We start from the raw sequence: 17,184 nt of genomic DNA on the forward strand, positions 1-17,184 counted from the left end.
GCTCACCGGCGGGGTGCGAGCGTGGCGGCGGCCTCGAGCATGAGGGCGTGGACGAAGGCCTGGGGCAGGTTGCCGCGCAGCTGGCGCTGGGCGACGTCGAACTCCTCCGCGTACAGGCCGGGCGGGCCGCAGGCGGCGCGGTTGCGCTCGAACCAGCGCATCGCCTCGACGTCGTGATGCTGCTGGTGTTCGGCCAGGGCCAGGGCGAATCCGCACAGCAGGAAGGCGCCCTCGGCATCCTCGAGGGGCCGTTGGTCGAGGCGGAACCGGTAGACGTAGTGGTCCTGGACGAGGTCGGTGCGCACGGCTCTCAGGGTGGCGGTGGTGTGGGGGTCGTCGGCGGGCAGCGCGCCGCGCACGGCGGGCATAAGGAGCGCCGCGTCCACGCCCGTGTGGGTCGGGGAGCGCTGCCAGCGTCCCGAGGGGTGCAGGCAGTCGGCGGAGGTCTCGGCGACGAGGCGGTCCGCGAGCGCCTCCCATCGGGCCGCCCGCCCGCTGCCGGGGGAGGGGGCCTGGGCGGCGATGGCGCGCAGCCCGGCGGCGCAGATCAGTCGGCTGTGCGCCCAGCGGTCGTCGTGGAGTTCCCAGATCCCGGCGTCCGCTTCCCGGTGGCGGGCGGCGATCGTGTCGGCGGCGGTGAGCGCGGCGTGCCAGCCGTCGGCGTCGAGCCGGTCGTGGCGGGCGGCGGCGGCGAGCAGCAGCAGGCTTTCGCCGAAGACGTCGAGCTGGAACTGGCGGTTGACGCGGTTGCCGACGACGTCGAAGCCGCCCGGGTAGCCGGGCAGGTCGAGCCGGCGCTGGTCGGGCACCGCGGCCCCGGTGGCGGTGTAGGCGGGGGTGAGCGCTGGTCCGTGCTCGAGGATGCGTGCGGTGGTGAACCGCACGGAGTCGTCCAGCAGCGGGTGGGTTCCGGCGGCGGCGACGGCTTGGCCGATGTAGGCCTGGTCGCGGATCCACACGTACCGGTAGTCGTAGTTGCGACCCTGCTCCACGCGCTCCGGCAGGCTGGTGGTGGCCGCGGCGACCGTGCCGCCGCTGGGGCTGGTGAGGCCGGACAGGACCGTGTAGGCGTGCCGGGCATCGCGCTGCCCGAGGGTGTTCGCAAGATCAGGCACGCACGCCGCCCAGCCCGCTTCGGTGGCCCGCCACAGCACATCGGGCGGCTCGGGCGCAGGCAGGGACCGGTCGGAGACTTCCAGGACGAGGTCGCGGTGCTCGCCGGGCTTCAGGTGCACCGAGGTGCGCAGCGCCGCATCGCCCGCGCTGACGTCGCCCGCGCCGCTGAAGCGCACCTGCAGCTCGCCGGCCCGGCCGTGAACCGGCCTTCCTCGTCGCGGCGCAGCTCGTGCAGCGGGTGGGCGCCGAAGCCAGCCGCCGGGCGCAGGTGGACATCGAGGCGGGCGTCACCGTCGACGGCCAGGATCCGGCGCAGCACGACGGCGCGGTGCTCATCGCCCGGGTGGGCGAGCGCTTCACGGCATTCGATGATGCCGCTCGTGGTGATCCAGCGGCTGCGCCAGATGAGGCTGCCCGCCTCGTAGTATCCGCCCCAGACGAACGGGTCGGTGGGGGTGACGGTGTACCAGCCGTCACCGCCGATCAGGGCAGCGAAGACGGCGTCGCTGTCCCAGGCGGGTGCGCACATCCATACGATGTCGCCGCGCGGTCCGACCAGGGCGCCGCGCCGGCCGTCAGCGAGCAGGGCGTAGTCGCGCAGGGCATGCGGGGCGGGCGGGCCATCAGTCGGTGCGGTCAACCTGCCATCTCCCATCGGGGCAAGCACGGCGGCTTGCCGTGCTGCGGCGGGTGCCGTCCTGACCGAGGACGCCGTGCGGGCATATGCACTGGTCGGCCGTGGATGGAGGCCGGCGCCGGTCAGGTGCAGGCCCGGAACCGCTCCGCGACCTCGGGCCGGACGGTCAGACCCAGTCCCGGCGCTCCGTCCTGCCCCGGGTGCACAGATCCGCCGGCCGGGCTGAGAGCGCCGTCGAACAGAAGGTTCTCGATCCTGACGTGGTCGTGGAACCACTCCAGGTGCCGCACGTTCGGGATCGACGCGGCGGCGTGCGCGTGGGCGTGCGGGGCGCAGTGCCCGGACAGCTGGAGGCCGTGGGCCTGGGCGAGAGCGGCGGTGCGCAGCCACACGGTCAGGCCGCCGCAGCGGGTGGCGTCCGCCTGCAGGCAGTCCACCACCGGGGCCATGCGGGCGAAGTAGGGCAGGTCGTAGCCGTACTCGCCTGCCGTGACGTCGGCGGTGACCGAGTCGCGGACGAGGGCGAGGCCGGTGAGGTCGTCGGAGGAGACCGGTTCCTCGAACCAACTGACCCCCAGCCCGGCGAGCGTCCTGCCGACGCGGACGGCCTGCTTGCGGGTGTAGGCGCCGTTCGCGTCGACGTAGAGTTCGGCGTCGTCGCCGACCATGCGCCGGGCCTGTTCGGTGCGTTCCAGGTCGCGCCGTTCCCGAGAGCCCCACCGCTCACCGATCTTGATCTTGAAGCGGGTGAAGCCCTGATCGGCCCAGCCGCCGAGCTGCTCGGCCAGCCGGCTGTGGTCGTAGGTGGTGAAGCCGCCACTGCCGTAGACGGGGACCTCGCGGCGGGTAGCGCCGAGCAGGTCGACGAGCGGCAGGTCGAGTAGGCGTGCCTTGAGATCCCACAGAGCGATGTCGACGGCGGAGATGGCGCCGGCGACCAGGCCGGGCCGGCCGGCGTTGCGCACCGCGCGGCTCATCGCCTCGTTGGCGGCCGGGACGTCGAACGCCGACTGGCCGACGGCGATGTCCTTGAGCTGCCCAGTGACCACCTGGGCGGTGGCGGCATCACCGTAGGTCCAGCCCAGGCCGGTGGTCTCCCCGCAGCTCGCCTGGACCAGGATCATGGTGGTCGCATCCCAGGCGAGGGTACCGTCGGCCTCCGGGGCGTCGGTGGGGAAGGTGAGGACCTGCACCTGCAGGGCCTCGATCACCGGCGTGTCGCGGGGAGCGGTCATGACGTCTCGCCGGCCGCTCGCTGGGCTGCCGTGGCGCCGGTGTAGGCGGCCAGCGGACAGTCGTCCCCGGCGTAGGCGCGGGCCTTGCGGTGCAGTCGTTCGTGCAGGGATTTCATCGTGTCCCCCTCCGGGCGCGGTACCGGTGCCTGGCGGCGATCACCGCTCCCGCCGCCAGGCCGGCCGCCGCGCCGGTGATGCCCGTGGTCAGCAGGCGGGCCGCCGCAGGGCGGGATTGCGGGCGCGGAACCGCCCTCTCAGGAAGGCTGCTTGGCAGTGGCCCGTTCAGGGCGAGGGCGAGTGCTTCGGCCAGGTGGACGGCCTGCCGTCCGGTATCGGCCTGGTCGATCTGGGTGCGGCAGCTGAAGCCATCGGCCAGCACAAGCGCGTCGGGGGCGGTGTCACGTACTGCGGGCAGGACGCCCTGCTCGGCGATGGCCTGGGACAGCTCGTAGTGCCCTTGTTCGAAACCGAAGTTGCCGGCCAGGCCGCAGCAGCCCTCGTCGAGCACGTTCGCGTCGATGCCGGCCCTGTGCATCAGCTCGCGATCCGCGTCGGCGCCGAGGACGGCATGCTGATGGCAGTGCGTCTGCACGGTCGCCGCCCGGCCCAGTCGCGGCGGCTGCCAGCCCTCGGGGGCTTGGTGGGTGAGCTGCTCGGCGAAGGTCCTGGTCTGCGCGGCGAGACGGACGATGTCCTGATCACCGGCCAGCAGGTCGGGAGCGTCGTCACGGAACACGGAGGCGCAGGAGGGTTCGAGTCCCACGATCGAGGTGCCGGCCTCCAGCCACGGCCGCAGCACCCGCGCGGTGCGTTTCAGAACGCGGCGGGCGGTGGCGAGCTGCCCCGTGGAGATCCACGTCAGGCCACAGCACACCGGCCCGTCCGGAACAGCGACACGAAAGCCCGCGTCCTCCAGGACCCGGACCGCGGCGTCGGCGATGTGCGGGTGGAAGTGGTTGGTGAACGTGTCCGGCCACAGCAGCACGGTGCGCGGATCCGACGGATCGGGCTCCGGCCTGCCCGCCCTTCGCCAGGCCTGCTGGAACGTCTCGGGCGCGAACACCGGTGCCTCGCGTCGCGGGTCGATCCCGGCCAGCAGCTTGCCCGCCCGCCCCAGACCCGGCGCGCGGAGCACCGCGTTGGCCAACTGCGCCAAGCCCGGCGCGGTACGGGCCAGCCGCGCCCACAGCGGGAGCCAGCCCATCGCGTAGTGGGCCGGTGGGCGCAGTCGGTGCTGGTAGTGGTGGGCGAGGAACTCGGCCTTGTAGGTGGCCATGTCGACGCCGACCGGACAGTCGGACTTGCAGCCCTTGCAGGACAGGCACAGGTCGAGGGCGTCGCGCACCTCGGTGGAGCGCCACCCTTCGGTCACCGGGGTGTCCTGATGGCCGCCGAGCATCTCGAACAGCAGCCGGGCGCGGCCGCGGGTGGAGTGCTCCTCCTCGCCGGTGGCCCGGTAGGAGGGGCACATCACGCCGCCCTGATGGGTGCGGCAGTTGCCGATGCCCGCGCAGCGCAGCACGGCCTGGTTGAAGTCGTGGTCGTCGTCAGCGAAGGCGAAGTAAGTCTGGCGGGGTTCGGGGCGCCAGGTAGCACCGATACGCAGGTTGTCGTCGACGCGGTGGGGGTGGACGACCTTGCCGGGGTTCATCCGGTTGCCCGGGTCGAACAGGGCCTTGAGTTCGCCCATCGCCTCGATGAGCTGCGTGGTGAACATGCGGGGCAGCAGTTCGCCGCGGGCCTGCCCGTCGCCGTGCTCGCCGGACAGTGAGCCGCCGTAGGAGGCGACCAGGTCGGCCGCGTCGAACAGGAACGCCCGAAACGCCTCGACGCCCTTGCCCTCGCGCAGCTCGAACGGAATGCGGGTGTGCACACAGCCCTGCCCGAAATGCCCGTACAGGGAGGCCTGCTGGTAGCCGTACCGGTCGAAGAGCCGCTCCAGGTCGCGCAGGTAGTCGCCCAGCTTCTCGGGGGCGACGGCGGAGTCCTCCCAGCCCTCCCAGGTCTCACTTCCGTCGGGCGGCCGGGCTGTCACCCCCAGGCCCGCCTCGCGGGCCCTGAGCATCTCCTGCTCCCGTGCGGGATCGTCCGACAGCACCACCGATGCGTCGTCCTCGTCGCGGCCCAGCGCCCGCAGCAGCTCGTACGCCTGGGCGTCCGCCTGCTCTTTCGTGTCGCCGGTGAACTGCACCAGCAGCCAGCTGTCGCCCTCGGGCAGGCGCTCCAACGAGTCCAGGTAGGCGTGCTCCTCGCGCATCAGTTGCGCCATGCGCCCGTCAATGGCCTCCAGTTGGGTGGGTCGGCTGTGTTCAAGGAGGGTGGGGACGGCGTCGGCGGCGGCGTAGATGTCGTCGAACCCGAGGACCAGAAGCGCCTCCACGGCCGGTACCTCTACCAGTTCCAGTTCCGCGTGCAGGACGGTCACCAGGGTGCCTTCGCTGCCGACCAGGGCGCGTGCCACGTGGAAGCCGTTCTCCGGCAGCAGAGCGTCGAGGTTGTAGCCGGAGACCCGGCGCGGGATCGTCGGGTAGCCGCGCCGGATCTCCGCCAGATGGCGGTCGGCAAGGTTCCGAAGCCCCTGGTACAGGCGCGCCTGCGGCCCCCTGGCGGCCAGGACCCGCGCGTACTCGTCGTCTCCGGCGGCGCCGGCCCAGAACCGGGCGCCCTCGTAGGTGAGAACCTCCAGGCGGCGGACGTTGTCGGCGGTCTTTCCGTAGGCCTGGGCCGAGGCCCCGCAGCTGTTGTTGCCGATCATCCCGCCCAGCGCGCAGTGAGTGTGCGTGGACGGCTTCGGGCCGAACATCAGCCCGTGCGGGGCGAGCTGCCGGTTGAGTTCGTCCAGCACGATGCCCGGCTCCACCACACAGGTGCGGGCCTGCGGATCGACGGAGATCAGGTGGTTGCAGTACTTGGTCCAGTCGATCACCACTGCGGTGTTGGTGCACTGCCCGCCCAGACTGGTGCCGCCGCCGCGCGACAGCACCGGCGCGGCGAACCGGGAGCAGACGGCGACCGCTCGGGCCCCGGCCTCGACGGTATGCGGGACAACCACGCCGAGCGGGACCTGCCGGTAGTTGGAGCCGTCGGTCGCGTAGGCACCGCGGCTGCCCATGTCGAACCGCACCTCGCCGTCCACCTCGGCGCGCAGGGCCCGCTCCAGTGCAACGAGATCCACCTGCTGGCCGGCGAGGTCCACCTTCTGGCTGCTGGACACCACTCAGTTCCCCCCGCTGCCGGGCAGGACCTCCTGGACCTTGGCCTTGATGCCCTGGCGCACCACCGCGCCGCTGTCGCTGTCGCCCTTGAGCACGGACAGGGCGGCGGCCTTGATCTGGTCCCAGGTGGCGTACGGCGGGATCGGCGGCACGGCCGGGTCGGTGCGGAAGTCGATGACGAACGGCCGGTCCGCCGCGAGCGCCTGCCGCCACGCCGCCTCCACCTGGTCGGGCGTCTCGACCCGCACTCCGTCGAGGCCGAACGAGCGGGCGATGTCGGCGTACCGCAGATCGGGCAGGCTCTGCGAGGGCTCGAACTGCGGGGCGCCCTGCATCGCGCGCATCTCCCAGGTGACCTGGTTCAGGTCGTGGTTGTTCAGCACCGCCACAACCATGCGCGGATCGGACCACTCCCGGTAGTACTTGGCGGCCGTGATCAGCTCCGCGAGGCCGTTCATCTGCATGGCGCCGTCGCCGACGATCGCGATCGCCGGCCGGTCGGGGTGCGCGAACTTCGCGCCGATCACGTACGGCACACCCGGGCCCATCGTGGCCAGCGTCCCGGACAGCGAGCCTCGCATGCCGTCGCGGAACCGCAGATGCCGGGCGTACCAGTTCGCCGCCGACCCGGAGTCCGCAGTCACGATCGCATTCTCGGGCAGCAGCCCGTCGAGCGTGTGGACGACGTACTCGGGGTTGACCGGGTCGGCGGAAACCTCGGCGCGGCGCTGCATGACCTCCCACCAGCGCGCCGCGTTGTCCTCCACGGTCTTGCGCCAGGTCCCGTCCGCCTTCGGCTCCAGCAGCGGGACCAGCCGGCGCAGTGCCTCGGCGGCGTCGCCGACGAGGTTGACCTCGAACGGGTACCGCAGCCCGATCATGGACGGGTCGAGGTCGATCTGCACCGCCCGTGCCTGGTCGAACTCCGGCAGGAACTGCGTGTAGGGGAAGCTGGAGCCGACCACGAGGAGGGTGTCGCAGTCGCGCATCATCTCGTAGGAGGCCCGGGTGCCGAGCAGGCCGATCGAACCGGTCACGTACGGCAGAGTGTCGGGCAGCGCGTCCTTTCCGAGCAGCGCCTTCGCCACACCGGCACCGAGCAGGTCCGCGACCTGCTCGACCTCGGGGCGGGCGTGCCGGGCGCCCTGGCCGATCAGCATCGCAACCTTCTCGCCCGCATTCAGGATCTCCGCCGCCTTCGCCAGGTCCTTGTCGGCGGGGACGGGGGCGTAGTGGGGCAGGCCGAGGCTGGAGGGGACCTGCTTGAAGGCGTGGGCGGGGGGCTCGTAGTCGAGTTCCTGCACGTCGGCGGGCATGATCAGCGCGGTGACCGTGCGCCGCGTGGTGGCGATGCGCATCGCACGGTCCAGCACGTTGGGCAGCTGGGCGGGGACGGTGACCATCTCGCAGAACTCCGAGGCCACGTCCTTGTACAGACTCAGGAGGTCCACCTCCTGCTGGTAGGAGCCACCCATCGCGCTGCGGTCGGTCTGCCCGACGATCGCGACCACCGGGACGTGGTCGAGCTTGGCGTCGTACAGCCCGTTCAGCAGGTGGATCGCACCCGGACCTGAGGTCGCCGCACACACCCCGGTGCGGCCGGAGAACTTCGCATACCCGACAGCCTCGAAGGCGGCCATCTCCTCATGCCGCGCCTGGATGAACCGCGGCCGGTCCTCGGCGCGCCCCCAGGCGGCGAGCAGATCCTGCCGGGCCCGAGGGCACGACTAACCGCTCACGCCGGCGTGAAACCCGCCCGGCCGCGAGCTGGGTGGTGCCACGTCAGGGCTTCCCGGATCCTCGGCAGTATCGCCGCAGTAGGCATTCGGCCCAGACAGACTTGCCGAACAGCTGCACGCCGGGGCCCATCTGGTGGAAAGACGCTCAACGACAAGCAGGCCGTGTCCGCGCACGGTGGCGGCGCCGTCGGTGACCCCGACCCGCACACGGTCTGCGCCCAGGGCCAGACCGATCTCGCGAGGGCCTGCCGTGTGCAGGTGGCGTTGGCAACCAGCTCGCTGACCACCAGCACGACGTCCTCCCACACAGCCGCGCCGCGACTTCACCTGGTGGCGGGCGGTGCGACGCTGGTTTCGCTCGAGCAGCCCGGGCCTTTGCTCGCGGAAGGTGTGACGGCAGCCACGCGTGGGGCACACCAGACGGCCCTTAGCCTCAATACCGTTCAGTTAGTGGTTTGGATGGTGATGTGGGGGCTGTGTTTGGGCTGGGGCCAGTGTGCGTGGTGGGAGCGTTTCGCGGCCCATTTCAGGACCTTGCGTTTGACGACTCGGGGGTGTGAGCGCTTTCGGCGTGTTGGGTTGAGGTGTTGGGTGAGCCATCGGATGGCGTGATGCCAGATCGTGTCGGCCGTGTCAGTGCCCGGAGGGGGAAAATGCGCTCTGCGCGACTGAACGGCGAGCGATGCGGAGGGCTTTGACGAAGGAGACTCTGTCGGGGTCGTGGCCGGCGTGTGCGGCAGTGTCAGCCATCAGGGTGCGGATGGCGTAGTGGCAGCACAGGTGTCCCCAGATTTCTTGCTGGACAAGCTCGGGGGCTTTCGAGCGCAGTACCGCGCGGGGCCCGCGCTGGTGGGTTTTCAGCTCGTCGAAGGTGGTCTCGATCTCCCACCGCTGGGCGTAGGCGGCTGCGAGGTCCTCGGCGCCGGCCTCGGCAGGGTCGAGGATCGTGGTCAACAGCCGGTACTCCTCGGCGTTGCCCTGGCCGTCATCGACCGTGTAGTCGATCACTCTGACCGTGAGCGGCTCCGTCGTGGCCCGGTTCATGCCAGACGTCGGGACGATCCGGGCCAGCCAGGACCCGTCGGCCAGGGTTTCCAGATACCGGGGCCGCAGGTTCGTTTTGACTCGCCAGAGCAGATCCGCGCCCGTGGCGGCGGCCTGCTGCCAGAGGCGGAACCCGTAGAAGCCCCGGTCGGCCAGGACCAACCGGCCCGGCTCCAGCCGCCCGACGAGCTGCCGGGACAACTCGATCTCCGACATGCTGCACGGACCGGTGACAGCGTCGAAGACCGCATGGGTGCCGCATTCCGCCAATGCCACCAGGCGGGCCTGCGGAAACGCGGCCCGCTCCCCCCGGCTGGAAGCGGGCCGCCCGAAGAAGTCCGCGTTGGCTGCCGTGTCCGCCACATCCAGGCACGTCCCGTCGATCGCCACCAGACGACGCCCGGCCAGCCACGACCCCGGCGTGCCAGGCCCCGCCAGCGGACGCGCAACCCGGGCGAAGAGATCCCGCACCGGCTCGAACCCCAGACGAGACCTGGCCTGGAAGATCGCCGACTTCGAGGGCGGCGTGAACGTCTCCGACCACCCGACGCCCACGACAGCCCGTCCGTGAGCTGCGCGAACACATCCTCGTAGGAGCCATCCGAATACAGCGCCATCCCGATCGAGAAGTACGCCATCACCCGCGCGGGCAACGACCGGTGACGCCGCTCAGTGCGCCCCGCCTCCTCGATCACCGCGTCAACCACGTCTGCAGGAAACACCCGCGTCAGCAACCCCACAGACACCAAATCCGACAACCGGACATCAGACGACGGCTTCACCCAACCAGAACGCGGCATCCCCCCACGATAACCCAGAAGCGCTTAACTGAACGGTATTGAGGCTAAGTGCGGCTTTGGAAGTCCTTCGGGGGTTGACATGCGGTCAGGTCGAGTGGGCGGTGGGGACGAGGTGCAGACCGCACATGCAGTCCAGTGCGTGCTCGGGGGAACCGTTGAAGCTGACGGTGGGCGGTCGGCTGGCCTGGGGTGGGGGTGACTGCAGGCAGCCGAACGGGAGGTCGTGCGAGGTGTGAATGTGCCGATCGGCAGGTAGTCCCGGTCTTCCCTGGACGAGCGAGGGAACACTCTGCATGATCAACTGGTGACCACCCCAGAGACCATCGTCGAACGCCAGCTCGCCGCCTACAACAGCCATGACCTCGAAGCCTTCGCCGCGACGTACGCCCCCGACGTCTGCATCAACCGCCGCAGCGGCGACCGCCTGCTCGGGCGCGACGCCGTGCGGGAGGCGTACGCCGACATGTTCGCCAAGGGCCGCTGCCGGGCCGAGATCGTCGGCCGACTCACCGAGGGCGACTGGGTGGTGGACCACGAGATCGCCCACGGCATCACGGACGACCCCCTCCGCGTGCTGGTCGCCTACCGGGTCCGCGACGGCCTGATCGACCACGTCGACTTCCTCGGCTGACTGCCGGACCTCCTGATCAGGTGCCCTTGAGCGCCTCGCGGACGGCATGCGGCGCAGGGTGCTTGACCGCAACACCGTTGCGTTAGGGCCGTGAGCGGCTGCTGAGGCCGTGGGCGAAGAATGCAACGGTGGTGTGGACGGTGTAGTTCTGGGCCTTCTGGGGGTGCTGTCCGGCGTTCGGGCCGTACTTGCTGGTGGGGTTCTTGCGTGTGCGGGCCTTCACTCGTTGCCGTCGGTGGGCGGGCAGGAGGTCGCCCAGGGCGGCGTGGCCGATCGTGCCGACCAGGTCGATGAGGGTGCCGGGGAAGATTCCAAGGCCGGCGGTGACGGTGTCGGTTGCGGCGGCCAGTAGGACGGTGAAACTGATCCGTTCCATGGGTACTTCCGGCCGTCCGGTCAGGGCGTCGTCGCCGGCACGGATCAGAGCCTGGTAGGCGGTGAGCAGGGCGTAGACCTCCTGGTCGAGGCCATCAATGCTGCGGGAGCGCAGGACGCGGCCGTCGAGCATCGTGGCCTTGATCGAAAAATACGTAGTTTCCGCCTGCCACCTGCGGTGATAGAGATCAACGAGCTCGGCGGCCGGAAAACGGACGGGGTCCAGCAGATTTGTGATCAGCCGCCACTGCTCGGTGCGGATGGTGCCATCGGCCAAGGTGACGGTGAGGGTCGCCTCGATCACGCGCACCGGCAGCAGTACCCGCAGGACGCCGTAGCCGATGCGGGCGATGTAGGAGCCGTCGCCCAGGTGCTCGGCGGGGGTGGGGACGCGGCGGGCCCCGGAGCGCACCAGGAACCGGGCCCCACTCTGATGGACGGCATCAAGGAACTCGTTGCCGTCGAAGGCCGCGTCGGCCAGCAGGAGCATCGTCTTGTCCAGGGCGGTCAGAAGCCGCTTGGCATAGGGGAGTTCACCCTCGGACTCCGGTCCGAAGGCGGCGGCTATGAGCGCGCGGGTGCCGCACTCGACCAGGGCCAGCAGCCGCAGGAGCGGATAGCCGAACTCCAGACTCTCCGCGGCCCGCTTGGGGTAGCGCCAGGTGAGCGTCTCGTCGTCGGGGGTGTGCAGCAGGGTCCCGTCGACAGCCACCGTGCGCAGGCCCCGGTAGAAGGACCCGGCCTGCCCGGGGCGGGCGACGGGCCCGGCAAGCGTCTCGAACAGACGCCGCAGGGGTGCAGCCCCCACCCTGCGCCTGGCCCGCGTCAGCGAGGAGACCGCAGGATGCACCAGGGCCAGCGGGGTCAGGGCGGTGGTCAGCTTGGACCACACCGTGCGGTACGAGCGGTGTTCGAACAGTGCGAGAGCGAGCACGAAGTACACCACCACCCGCGAAGGCAGCAGCCGCAGGCGCTTCTCGCGCCGACCGGTCTCCTCCAGCACCGCGTCCACCAGCGCGAAGTCCACGATCTGGGTCAACTCCCCCAGATGACCCGGCGCGAAAACACCCCGGGCTGTCTCGATCGTGGACGTGATGACAGACTTCTCCTGCAACGGGACCCCTGACCTTGACCGACTTTCTTCGCCGATCGTTGATCTATCAGGTGGTCCCGTTGCGCTGTTCAGCAGGGCTTGACGTACAGCTCAGGGGCCAAACGCAACGGTGTTGTGCTTGACCGTCCTGAATGATCTTTCCGAGATTGGCCGTTGTCCTCCATGCCTGTGGCCCGAGCCGTGGCTCTTACCTTGACCGTCTCCGAGCGCCGCCGGTTGAAAACGATGGCCTACGGTCGCAAGACCGAATATCAGGCCAGGCAGCGGGCATCGATCGTACTACTGGCGGCACGGGGGCGCTCCAACGCGCGTATCGCCCACGAGACGGGCCTGCACCTGGACACGGTTCGTGTCTGGCGCGGCCGGTTCGCCCACGGCGGGCTGCCGGCCCTGGCCGACCGCAAGCGCTCCGGGCGCCCCGCCCACTTCACCCCCGTACAGGTCGCCGAGGCCAAGGCGCTGGCCTGCCAGTTACCCGCCGAGACCGGCGTGCCGCTGTCGCAGTGGTCCTGCCCGGAGCTGGCCGCCGAGCTGACCACAAGCGGGATCACCGACACCGTCTCCGCGTCAACGGTGCGCCGCTGGCTGCGCGAAGACGCGCTCAAGCCCTGGCAGTACCGGTCCTGGATCTTCATCCGCGACCCGGACTTCCGCGCCAAGGCCCAGCGCGTCCTGGACCTGTACGCCCGCACGTTCGAGGGCTTCCCGCTGGGCGAGGACCAGTACGTCGTCTCCAGCGACGAGAAAACCTCCATCCAGGCCCGCTGCCGCTGCCATCCGACCCTGGCCCCCGGCCAGGCCCGGGCGATGCGCGTCAACCACGAGTACGGCCGCGGCGGAGCGCTGGCCTACCTCGCCGCCTACGACGTCCACCGCGCCCAGGTGTTCGGCCGCTGCGAGCCGAAGACCGGCATCGTGCCCTTCATGAACCTGGTCACCCAGGTCATGACCACGTAGCCCTACGCCAGCGCCAGACGCGTCTTCTGGATCGTCGACAACGGCTCCTCCCACCGGGGGCAGAAGGCCATTGACCGTCTGACCACAGCGTTTCCGAACGCGGTCATGATCCACACCCCCGTACACGCCTCCTGGACGAACCAGATCGAGATCTTCTTCTCCATCGTCCAACGCAACGTCGTCTCACCCAACGACTTCACGGACCTGACCCAGGTCCGGAACCGGCTCCGAGCGTTCGAAGGCCGCTACAACGCCACGGCACAGCCATTCCAGTGGAAGTTCACCACCTCCGACCTGGACAATCTGCTGGCCCGGCTCGACCGACACACACCCGCCGACCGACAAGAAGAATCCTCCGTCGCGCTGGCAGCCTGATCAACCCCCGACGGACTTCCGGAGCTGAGCTGACCACTAAGCTTGCGATTTTAGCTTCTGTCGTCACTCTGTGTGTTTACTGGTGGTCCGTTCGCTCTTGCGGTAGGGCGGTCGCTTGGATTTCGGGCGGTTCTTCGAGCCTTTCGGGCGGCCTGGGCCGGGGCGGGTGGGTTTCGGCGAGTCGGCGGGTGTGCCGATGCGTGCGCGGAGTCGGCGGAAGCCGAGGCGGACCTTGTAGGGGCTGAGGGACTTACCCGGGTCCGGTCTTGGGTGCCAGGGGCGGCGCAGGTCGTCCACGAGGTGGCGGGCGAGGCGTAGTTGGGCGTAGGCGCCCATGGCCAGGGACACCCACCGGTCGGTGGCTGCCGCCGAGCTCAGGTGCGCGCTGGCCAGCCCGAGATAGGACTTGGCGAAGCGGTGGAAGTGCTCCTGGTCGAAGCGCCGCAGGTGGGCCTTCCAGAGCAGGTCCGGGTCGGCCGGAACGGGGCCGGCGTGCCACAGCCACAGGTCCTTGGGTGGCTTGCGGCCGTCGGGCAGGTGGTCGACGACCACTTGCAGGACCGTGCCGCGCACGATCGGCAACTGCTTGTCCCGCGGCCAGTTGGCCCAGCGGCCGGTGCTGCCGAGTTTTTGGTGCAGTCCGCTCCAGGCGCGGACGGTCACGGTGCCGTACAGCTCGGACTCCACGGTGCGTTCGAAGTCGGGGGCGTGTCGTTTGGCGGGGTCGGAACAGGAGAACTCCGCGCCGTGGCGCGGCGGCGCGCCCATCTGGCCCGGTCGCCGGGGCGGGGGGTCGAGGTAGAAGACCCGGGTGGCGCGCAGCCGGACCAGCAGTTGCACGTCATGGCCGGCCAGGGCGTGGGTGAGGTCGGTTGCGTAGTTCCCAGCGTCGAGCAGGACCAGCGGCGGCGGGTCGCCGGGCTGCCACTTCCCGGTCGCGGTCAGGTCTTTGAGCAGCCCGGTGATCTGGTCGATCGTGACGTCGGTGTGCTCCTCGCCGGGCCGCAGTCGGCGTGCCTCGATGGGGTCGACCCAGGAGGAGGACCCCCACTGGATGCCGACGAGCAGGCTGTAGGGCCAGCCGGGCAGCCAGCGATCCCCTCCCTTGCCGCGGACCTGCACCATCGTCCGCTCGTCGGCGTACTCGGCGTCGGGGCGCGCGTGCGGAGTGGTGTCGATCGCGAACATCAGCGGCTCGCCTGCCCTGGCCGGGGCCGACAGGCCGATCAGCAGGTGCCGCAAGCGGCTACTGCTTATCTGGCCATGGGCCAGGGCGTCGTAGACAGAGCCGTGTCGTCGGCGGAACTCCGGCTCCAAGGACAGCTCTACCGGTGATCGCACCGGGCCCTGCGCGCACAGCATCGCGTCCGCCAACTCGAACAGGGCATCCCCGCGGCGGGTGAAGCAGGCATGGAGACCCGCACGGAACCTGGATATCTCGGACAACGCCTCGACGCGGGCAGGGCTGTCTTGCAGACTGTCCATCACGGCCTTCTGGTGCAGCTGGATCTCTGGCGAGAACCCAGCGTCACCCGAAGGCCGTTCCCATGTCCGGCGAACAGCAGAACCCCAACCTAAACGATCTTCGCGTCCTAAAATCGCAAGCTCAGTGGTCGGCTCCGGAAGTCCCTCGGGGGTTGACTGCGGAGCCAACCATGCGTCGCAGCGCTGGTCGGAGCGCTGGTCGGAGCCGGCGCCAGCAGGTCCCGGCCGGACGGGTCGAGATGGGGTGGCACCCCAGCACAGCCGACAGGCGGGTACCGCCGCCGAGCTGCACAAGCCGGAGGGTGGCCGGCCGCCGCCGGACGCTGGCGCCACAAAGGCGGCAAGGGCGACTGACCACCGCACGGCCACGGTCGACGACGGCCTCAGCCCAGGAACTCTTGGCGCGTTGAGGCCGAGGTGCTGAGGTCGACTGGTTCCGGAGCAGGGCGCGGGCTGCCAGCCTGTCGGCGTCGTACCAAGAAGCACGAGACGGCGCCGACCGCGATCACGATGATGGGCAGTGCCAGGGTCGGCCGCATCGCGTGGACGACCCCGTGTTCGAACGTGGACGCCGCCACCTGATCGATGTGATGGGCCAGGCTTGTCGGTGTTCCCTGCGGCGGGTGGACAACCGCGCCGTTCCGCCCGATGCCGACCTCTTGACCACTCTTGGCGGCGTTGCGGAAGTCGGCCAGGAATTGGCCGCGGACGTCGGCCGGGAGGCCAGCCGCCCGCTTTGCCGCTTCGTCTTGCAGCGAGGCGGCCAGGCGGTTCTGCAGTACTGCGCCGACTGCGGCGCTGCCGATCACTGTGCCGATCTGGCGGATTGTGTTCATCACGCCGGAGGCCGCCCCGGCCATCGTGGGCTCCACGTTGTACATGGCGACCGTGACCATCGGGCCGAACACGCAGCCGATGCCTCCCCCAGCCGTGATCAGGGCGGGCTGGAACTCCCACCACGCGCGGCCGACATCGGTGACCCAGGTGAGCCAGGCCATGCCGGCCGCGAACAGGGTCAGACCGGTCATCAGGACGTACTTGCCGCCGATCCGGTCCGCCATCCGGCCCGCGACCGGCGACAGCACCGCTGACACCACCATCGCCGGCGCCATCACGAGCCCGGCTGTGAGGGCGCTGAAGTTCAGCACCGACTGCAGATAGATCATCACCGGCAGGAACAGGCCGAGCATCCCGACCTGGACGGTCGCGGACACGAAGCTCATGACCGCGTAGTTGCGGTCGCGGAAGAGCACGAAGGGCAGCAGCGGTTCGCCGTGCTGCCGGGTGCCCTGGTGAATCAGGAACAGCACCAGCAGCAGGGCAGCCGCGCCCAGCAGCGCCCAGATCTTGGCGTTCCAGTCATATCGCTGGCCCTCAGTGAGCGCGAAGGTCAGGCATACCAGTGTCGCCGCGGCGAGTACGACACCCGCAATGTCCAGCTTTCGGTGCGCGCCGTGCCGGATGTCGGGCACGAGCGTAACGGCCATCGCCAGGACGATCGCGCCGATCGGGACGTTGACGAAGAAGATCCACCGCCAGCCGGCCGTGCTGACCAGGAACCCGCCGAGGGTGGGCCCGGCGATCGTGGCCACGCCCGCGACTCCGCCCCAGACGCCGAGTGCGGCGCCCCGGCGCTCGGCCGGGAACGTGCCGATGATGATCGTCATCGTCTGCGGCATCAGCGCCGCCGCACCCAGGCCCTGCACGGCCCGGGTGGCGATGAGCTGGGCCGGATCCTGGGCCAGGGCGCACAGCACCGATGCCACGGTGAACAGCGCGACACCCCCGATGAACATGGTGCGCGGCCCGCGCACGTCGCCCAGTCGGCCGAACGTGATCAGCAGTGCGGCGAGGACGAGGATGTAGACATTGATCACCCATAACACCTCGTCCAGCGACGCGTGCAGGTCGCCGATCATGCTGGGGATAGCGACGTTGACGGCCGTCAGGTCCAGCAGTGTCATGAAGAATCCCAGGCTGAGCGTCAGCAGCACCGCCCAGGGATTGCCGCGCCATCTGCTCATTCGTATCCCATCCTTCGCTCCTCGCATCCCCACGGTCAGTGGCGGAAGCGCCGCCACCGGTGGGCCCAACAGGTCTTGTTGCTCCAGATGTCCTCGCCCGGTACCCGCGTACGGGGCCCCTCCGTGCGCCGTTGCCCGCAGGTGTGTGACCTCGGCTGTGGGCAGGCTGGACAGCGCCTGGCAGGGAAGGCGAGCACCCCGGCGACTCACGGCGCTTGCACGGGCTGCTCCAGGAGCCCGCGAAGTTGCTCGCCGGCTCGATGGTCGGTCGCGTTCGGTCTCCGGCATGGCATAGCCGGTGCCGTTCCTCGGAGTTCGCCTCGGCGGTTGGATCAGGCCGTGCTCACGAACAGGGGGTTCAGCAGCACGCTGCTGAACCCCCTGCGGGCGCAATGGCCACTGCCCGGCAGGGCGAAAGTCGTCACTGCCGCAGGGTT

Annotated in this window: 8 protein-coding genes and 3 pseudogenes; 3 read left to right on the forward strand and 8 right to left on the reverse strand. The window is 70.1% G+C overall.

Annotation, left to right across the window (positions count from 1 at the left end; translation table 11 throughout):
- Positions 1-2 precede the first annotated feature (2 nt).
- The 5 genes and pseudogenes from OG520_RS43405 to OG520_RS43425 form a co-directional block, all read right to left on the reverse strand.
- Positions 3-1,771, reverse strand: a pseudogene (locus OG520_RS43405) (glycoside hydrolase family 15 protein).
- 104 nt (positions 1,772-1,875) lie between these two features.
- Positions 1,876-2,988, reverse strand: coding sequence for an enolase C-terminal domain-like protein (locus OG520_RS43410; RefSeq protein WP_331749209.1), 1,113 nt, complete (start codon positions 2,986-2,988; stop codon positions 1,876-1,878).
- A gap of 112 nt (positions 2,989-3,100) precedes the next feature.
- Positions 3,101-6,100 (reverse strand): FAD-linked oxidase C-terminal domain-containing protein, encoded by a 3,000-nt coding sequence (locus OG520_RS43415; protein ID WP_331749606.1) that lies wholly within the window; start codon positions 6,098-6,100, stop codon positions 3,101-3,103.
- 105 nt (positions 6,101-6,205) lie between these two features.
- A pseudogene (locus tag OG520_RS43420) lies at positions 6,206-7,906 on the reverse strand (thiamine pyrophosphate-requiring protein); the annotation flags it as partial.
- A gap of 669 nt (positions 7,907-8,575) precedes the next feature.
- Positions 8,576-9,786, reverse strand: a pseudogene (locus OG520_RS43425) (IS4 family transposase).
- 304 nt (positions 9,787-10,090) lie between these two features.
- On the opposite strand from OG520_RS43425, the gene OG520_RS43430 reads away from it, so the two are divergent.
- Positions 10,091-10,417, forward strand: coding sequence for a nuclear transport factor 2 family protein (locus OG520_RS43430; protein ID WP_266424574.1), 327 nt, complete (start codon positions 10,091-10,093; stop codon positions 10,415-10,417).
- 82 nt (positions 10,418-10,499) lie between these two features.
- Here the strand turns inward: OG520_RS43430 and OG520_RS43435 are convergent, their stop codons facing one another.
- Positions 10,500-11,906 carry an IS4 family transposase gene (locus OG520_RS43435; protein ID WP_331749213.1) on the reverse strand — a complete coding sequence of 469 codons (1,407 nt, stop codon included), beginning with the start codon at positions 11,904-11,906 and terminating at the stop codon, positions 10,500-10,502.
- A gap of 180 nt (positions 11,907-12,086) precedes the next feature.
- Between OG520_RS43435 and OG520_RS43440 the strand changes: the two genes are divergently transcribed.
- Positions 12,087-12,863, forward strand: a complete 777-nt coding sequence (locus OG520_RS43440; RefSeq protein WP_406016771.1) for an IS630 family transposase — start codon at positions 12,087-12,089, stop codon at positions 12,861-12,863.
- A 105-nt stretch (positions 12,864-12,968) separates the two neighbouring features.
- Complete coding sequence (locus OG520_RS43445; protein WP_331749217.1) at positions 12,969-13,238, forward strand: hypothetical protein; 270 nt, start codon at positions 12,969-12,971, stop codon at positions 13,236-13,238.
- A gap of 63 nt (positions 13,239-13,301) precedes the next feature.
- Here the strand turns inward: OG520_RS43445 and OG520_RS43450 are convergent, their stop codons facing one another.
- Entirely contained in the window at positions 13,302-14,723 is a 1,422-nt protein-coding gene (locus OG520_RS43450; RefSeq protein ID WP_331749219.1) for a transposase, read from the reverse strand.
- A 383-nt stretch (positions 14,724-15,106) separates the two neighbouring features.
- Positions 15,107-16,747, reverse strand: coding sequence for an MFS transporter (locus OG520_RS43455; protein ID WP_331749221.1), 1,641 nt, complete (start codon positions 16,745-16,747; stop codon positions 15,107-15,109).
- Between the last annotated feature and the right edge of the window lie 437 nt (positions 16,748-17,184).

The organism is Streptomyces sp. NBC_00984 (genome assembly GCF_045162475.1).
Classification (GTDB): Bacteria; Actinomycetota; Actinomycetes; order Streptomycetales; family Streptomycetaceae; genus Streptomyces.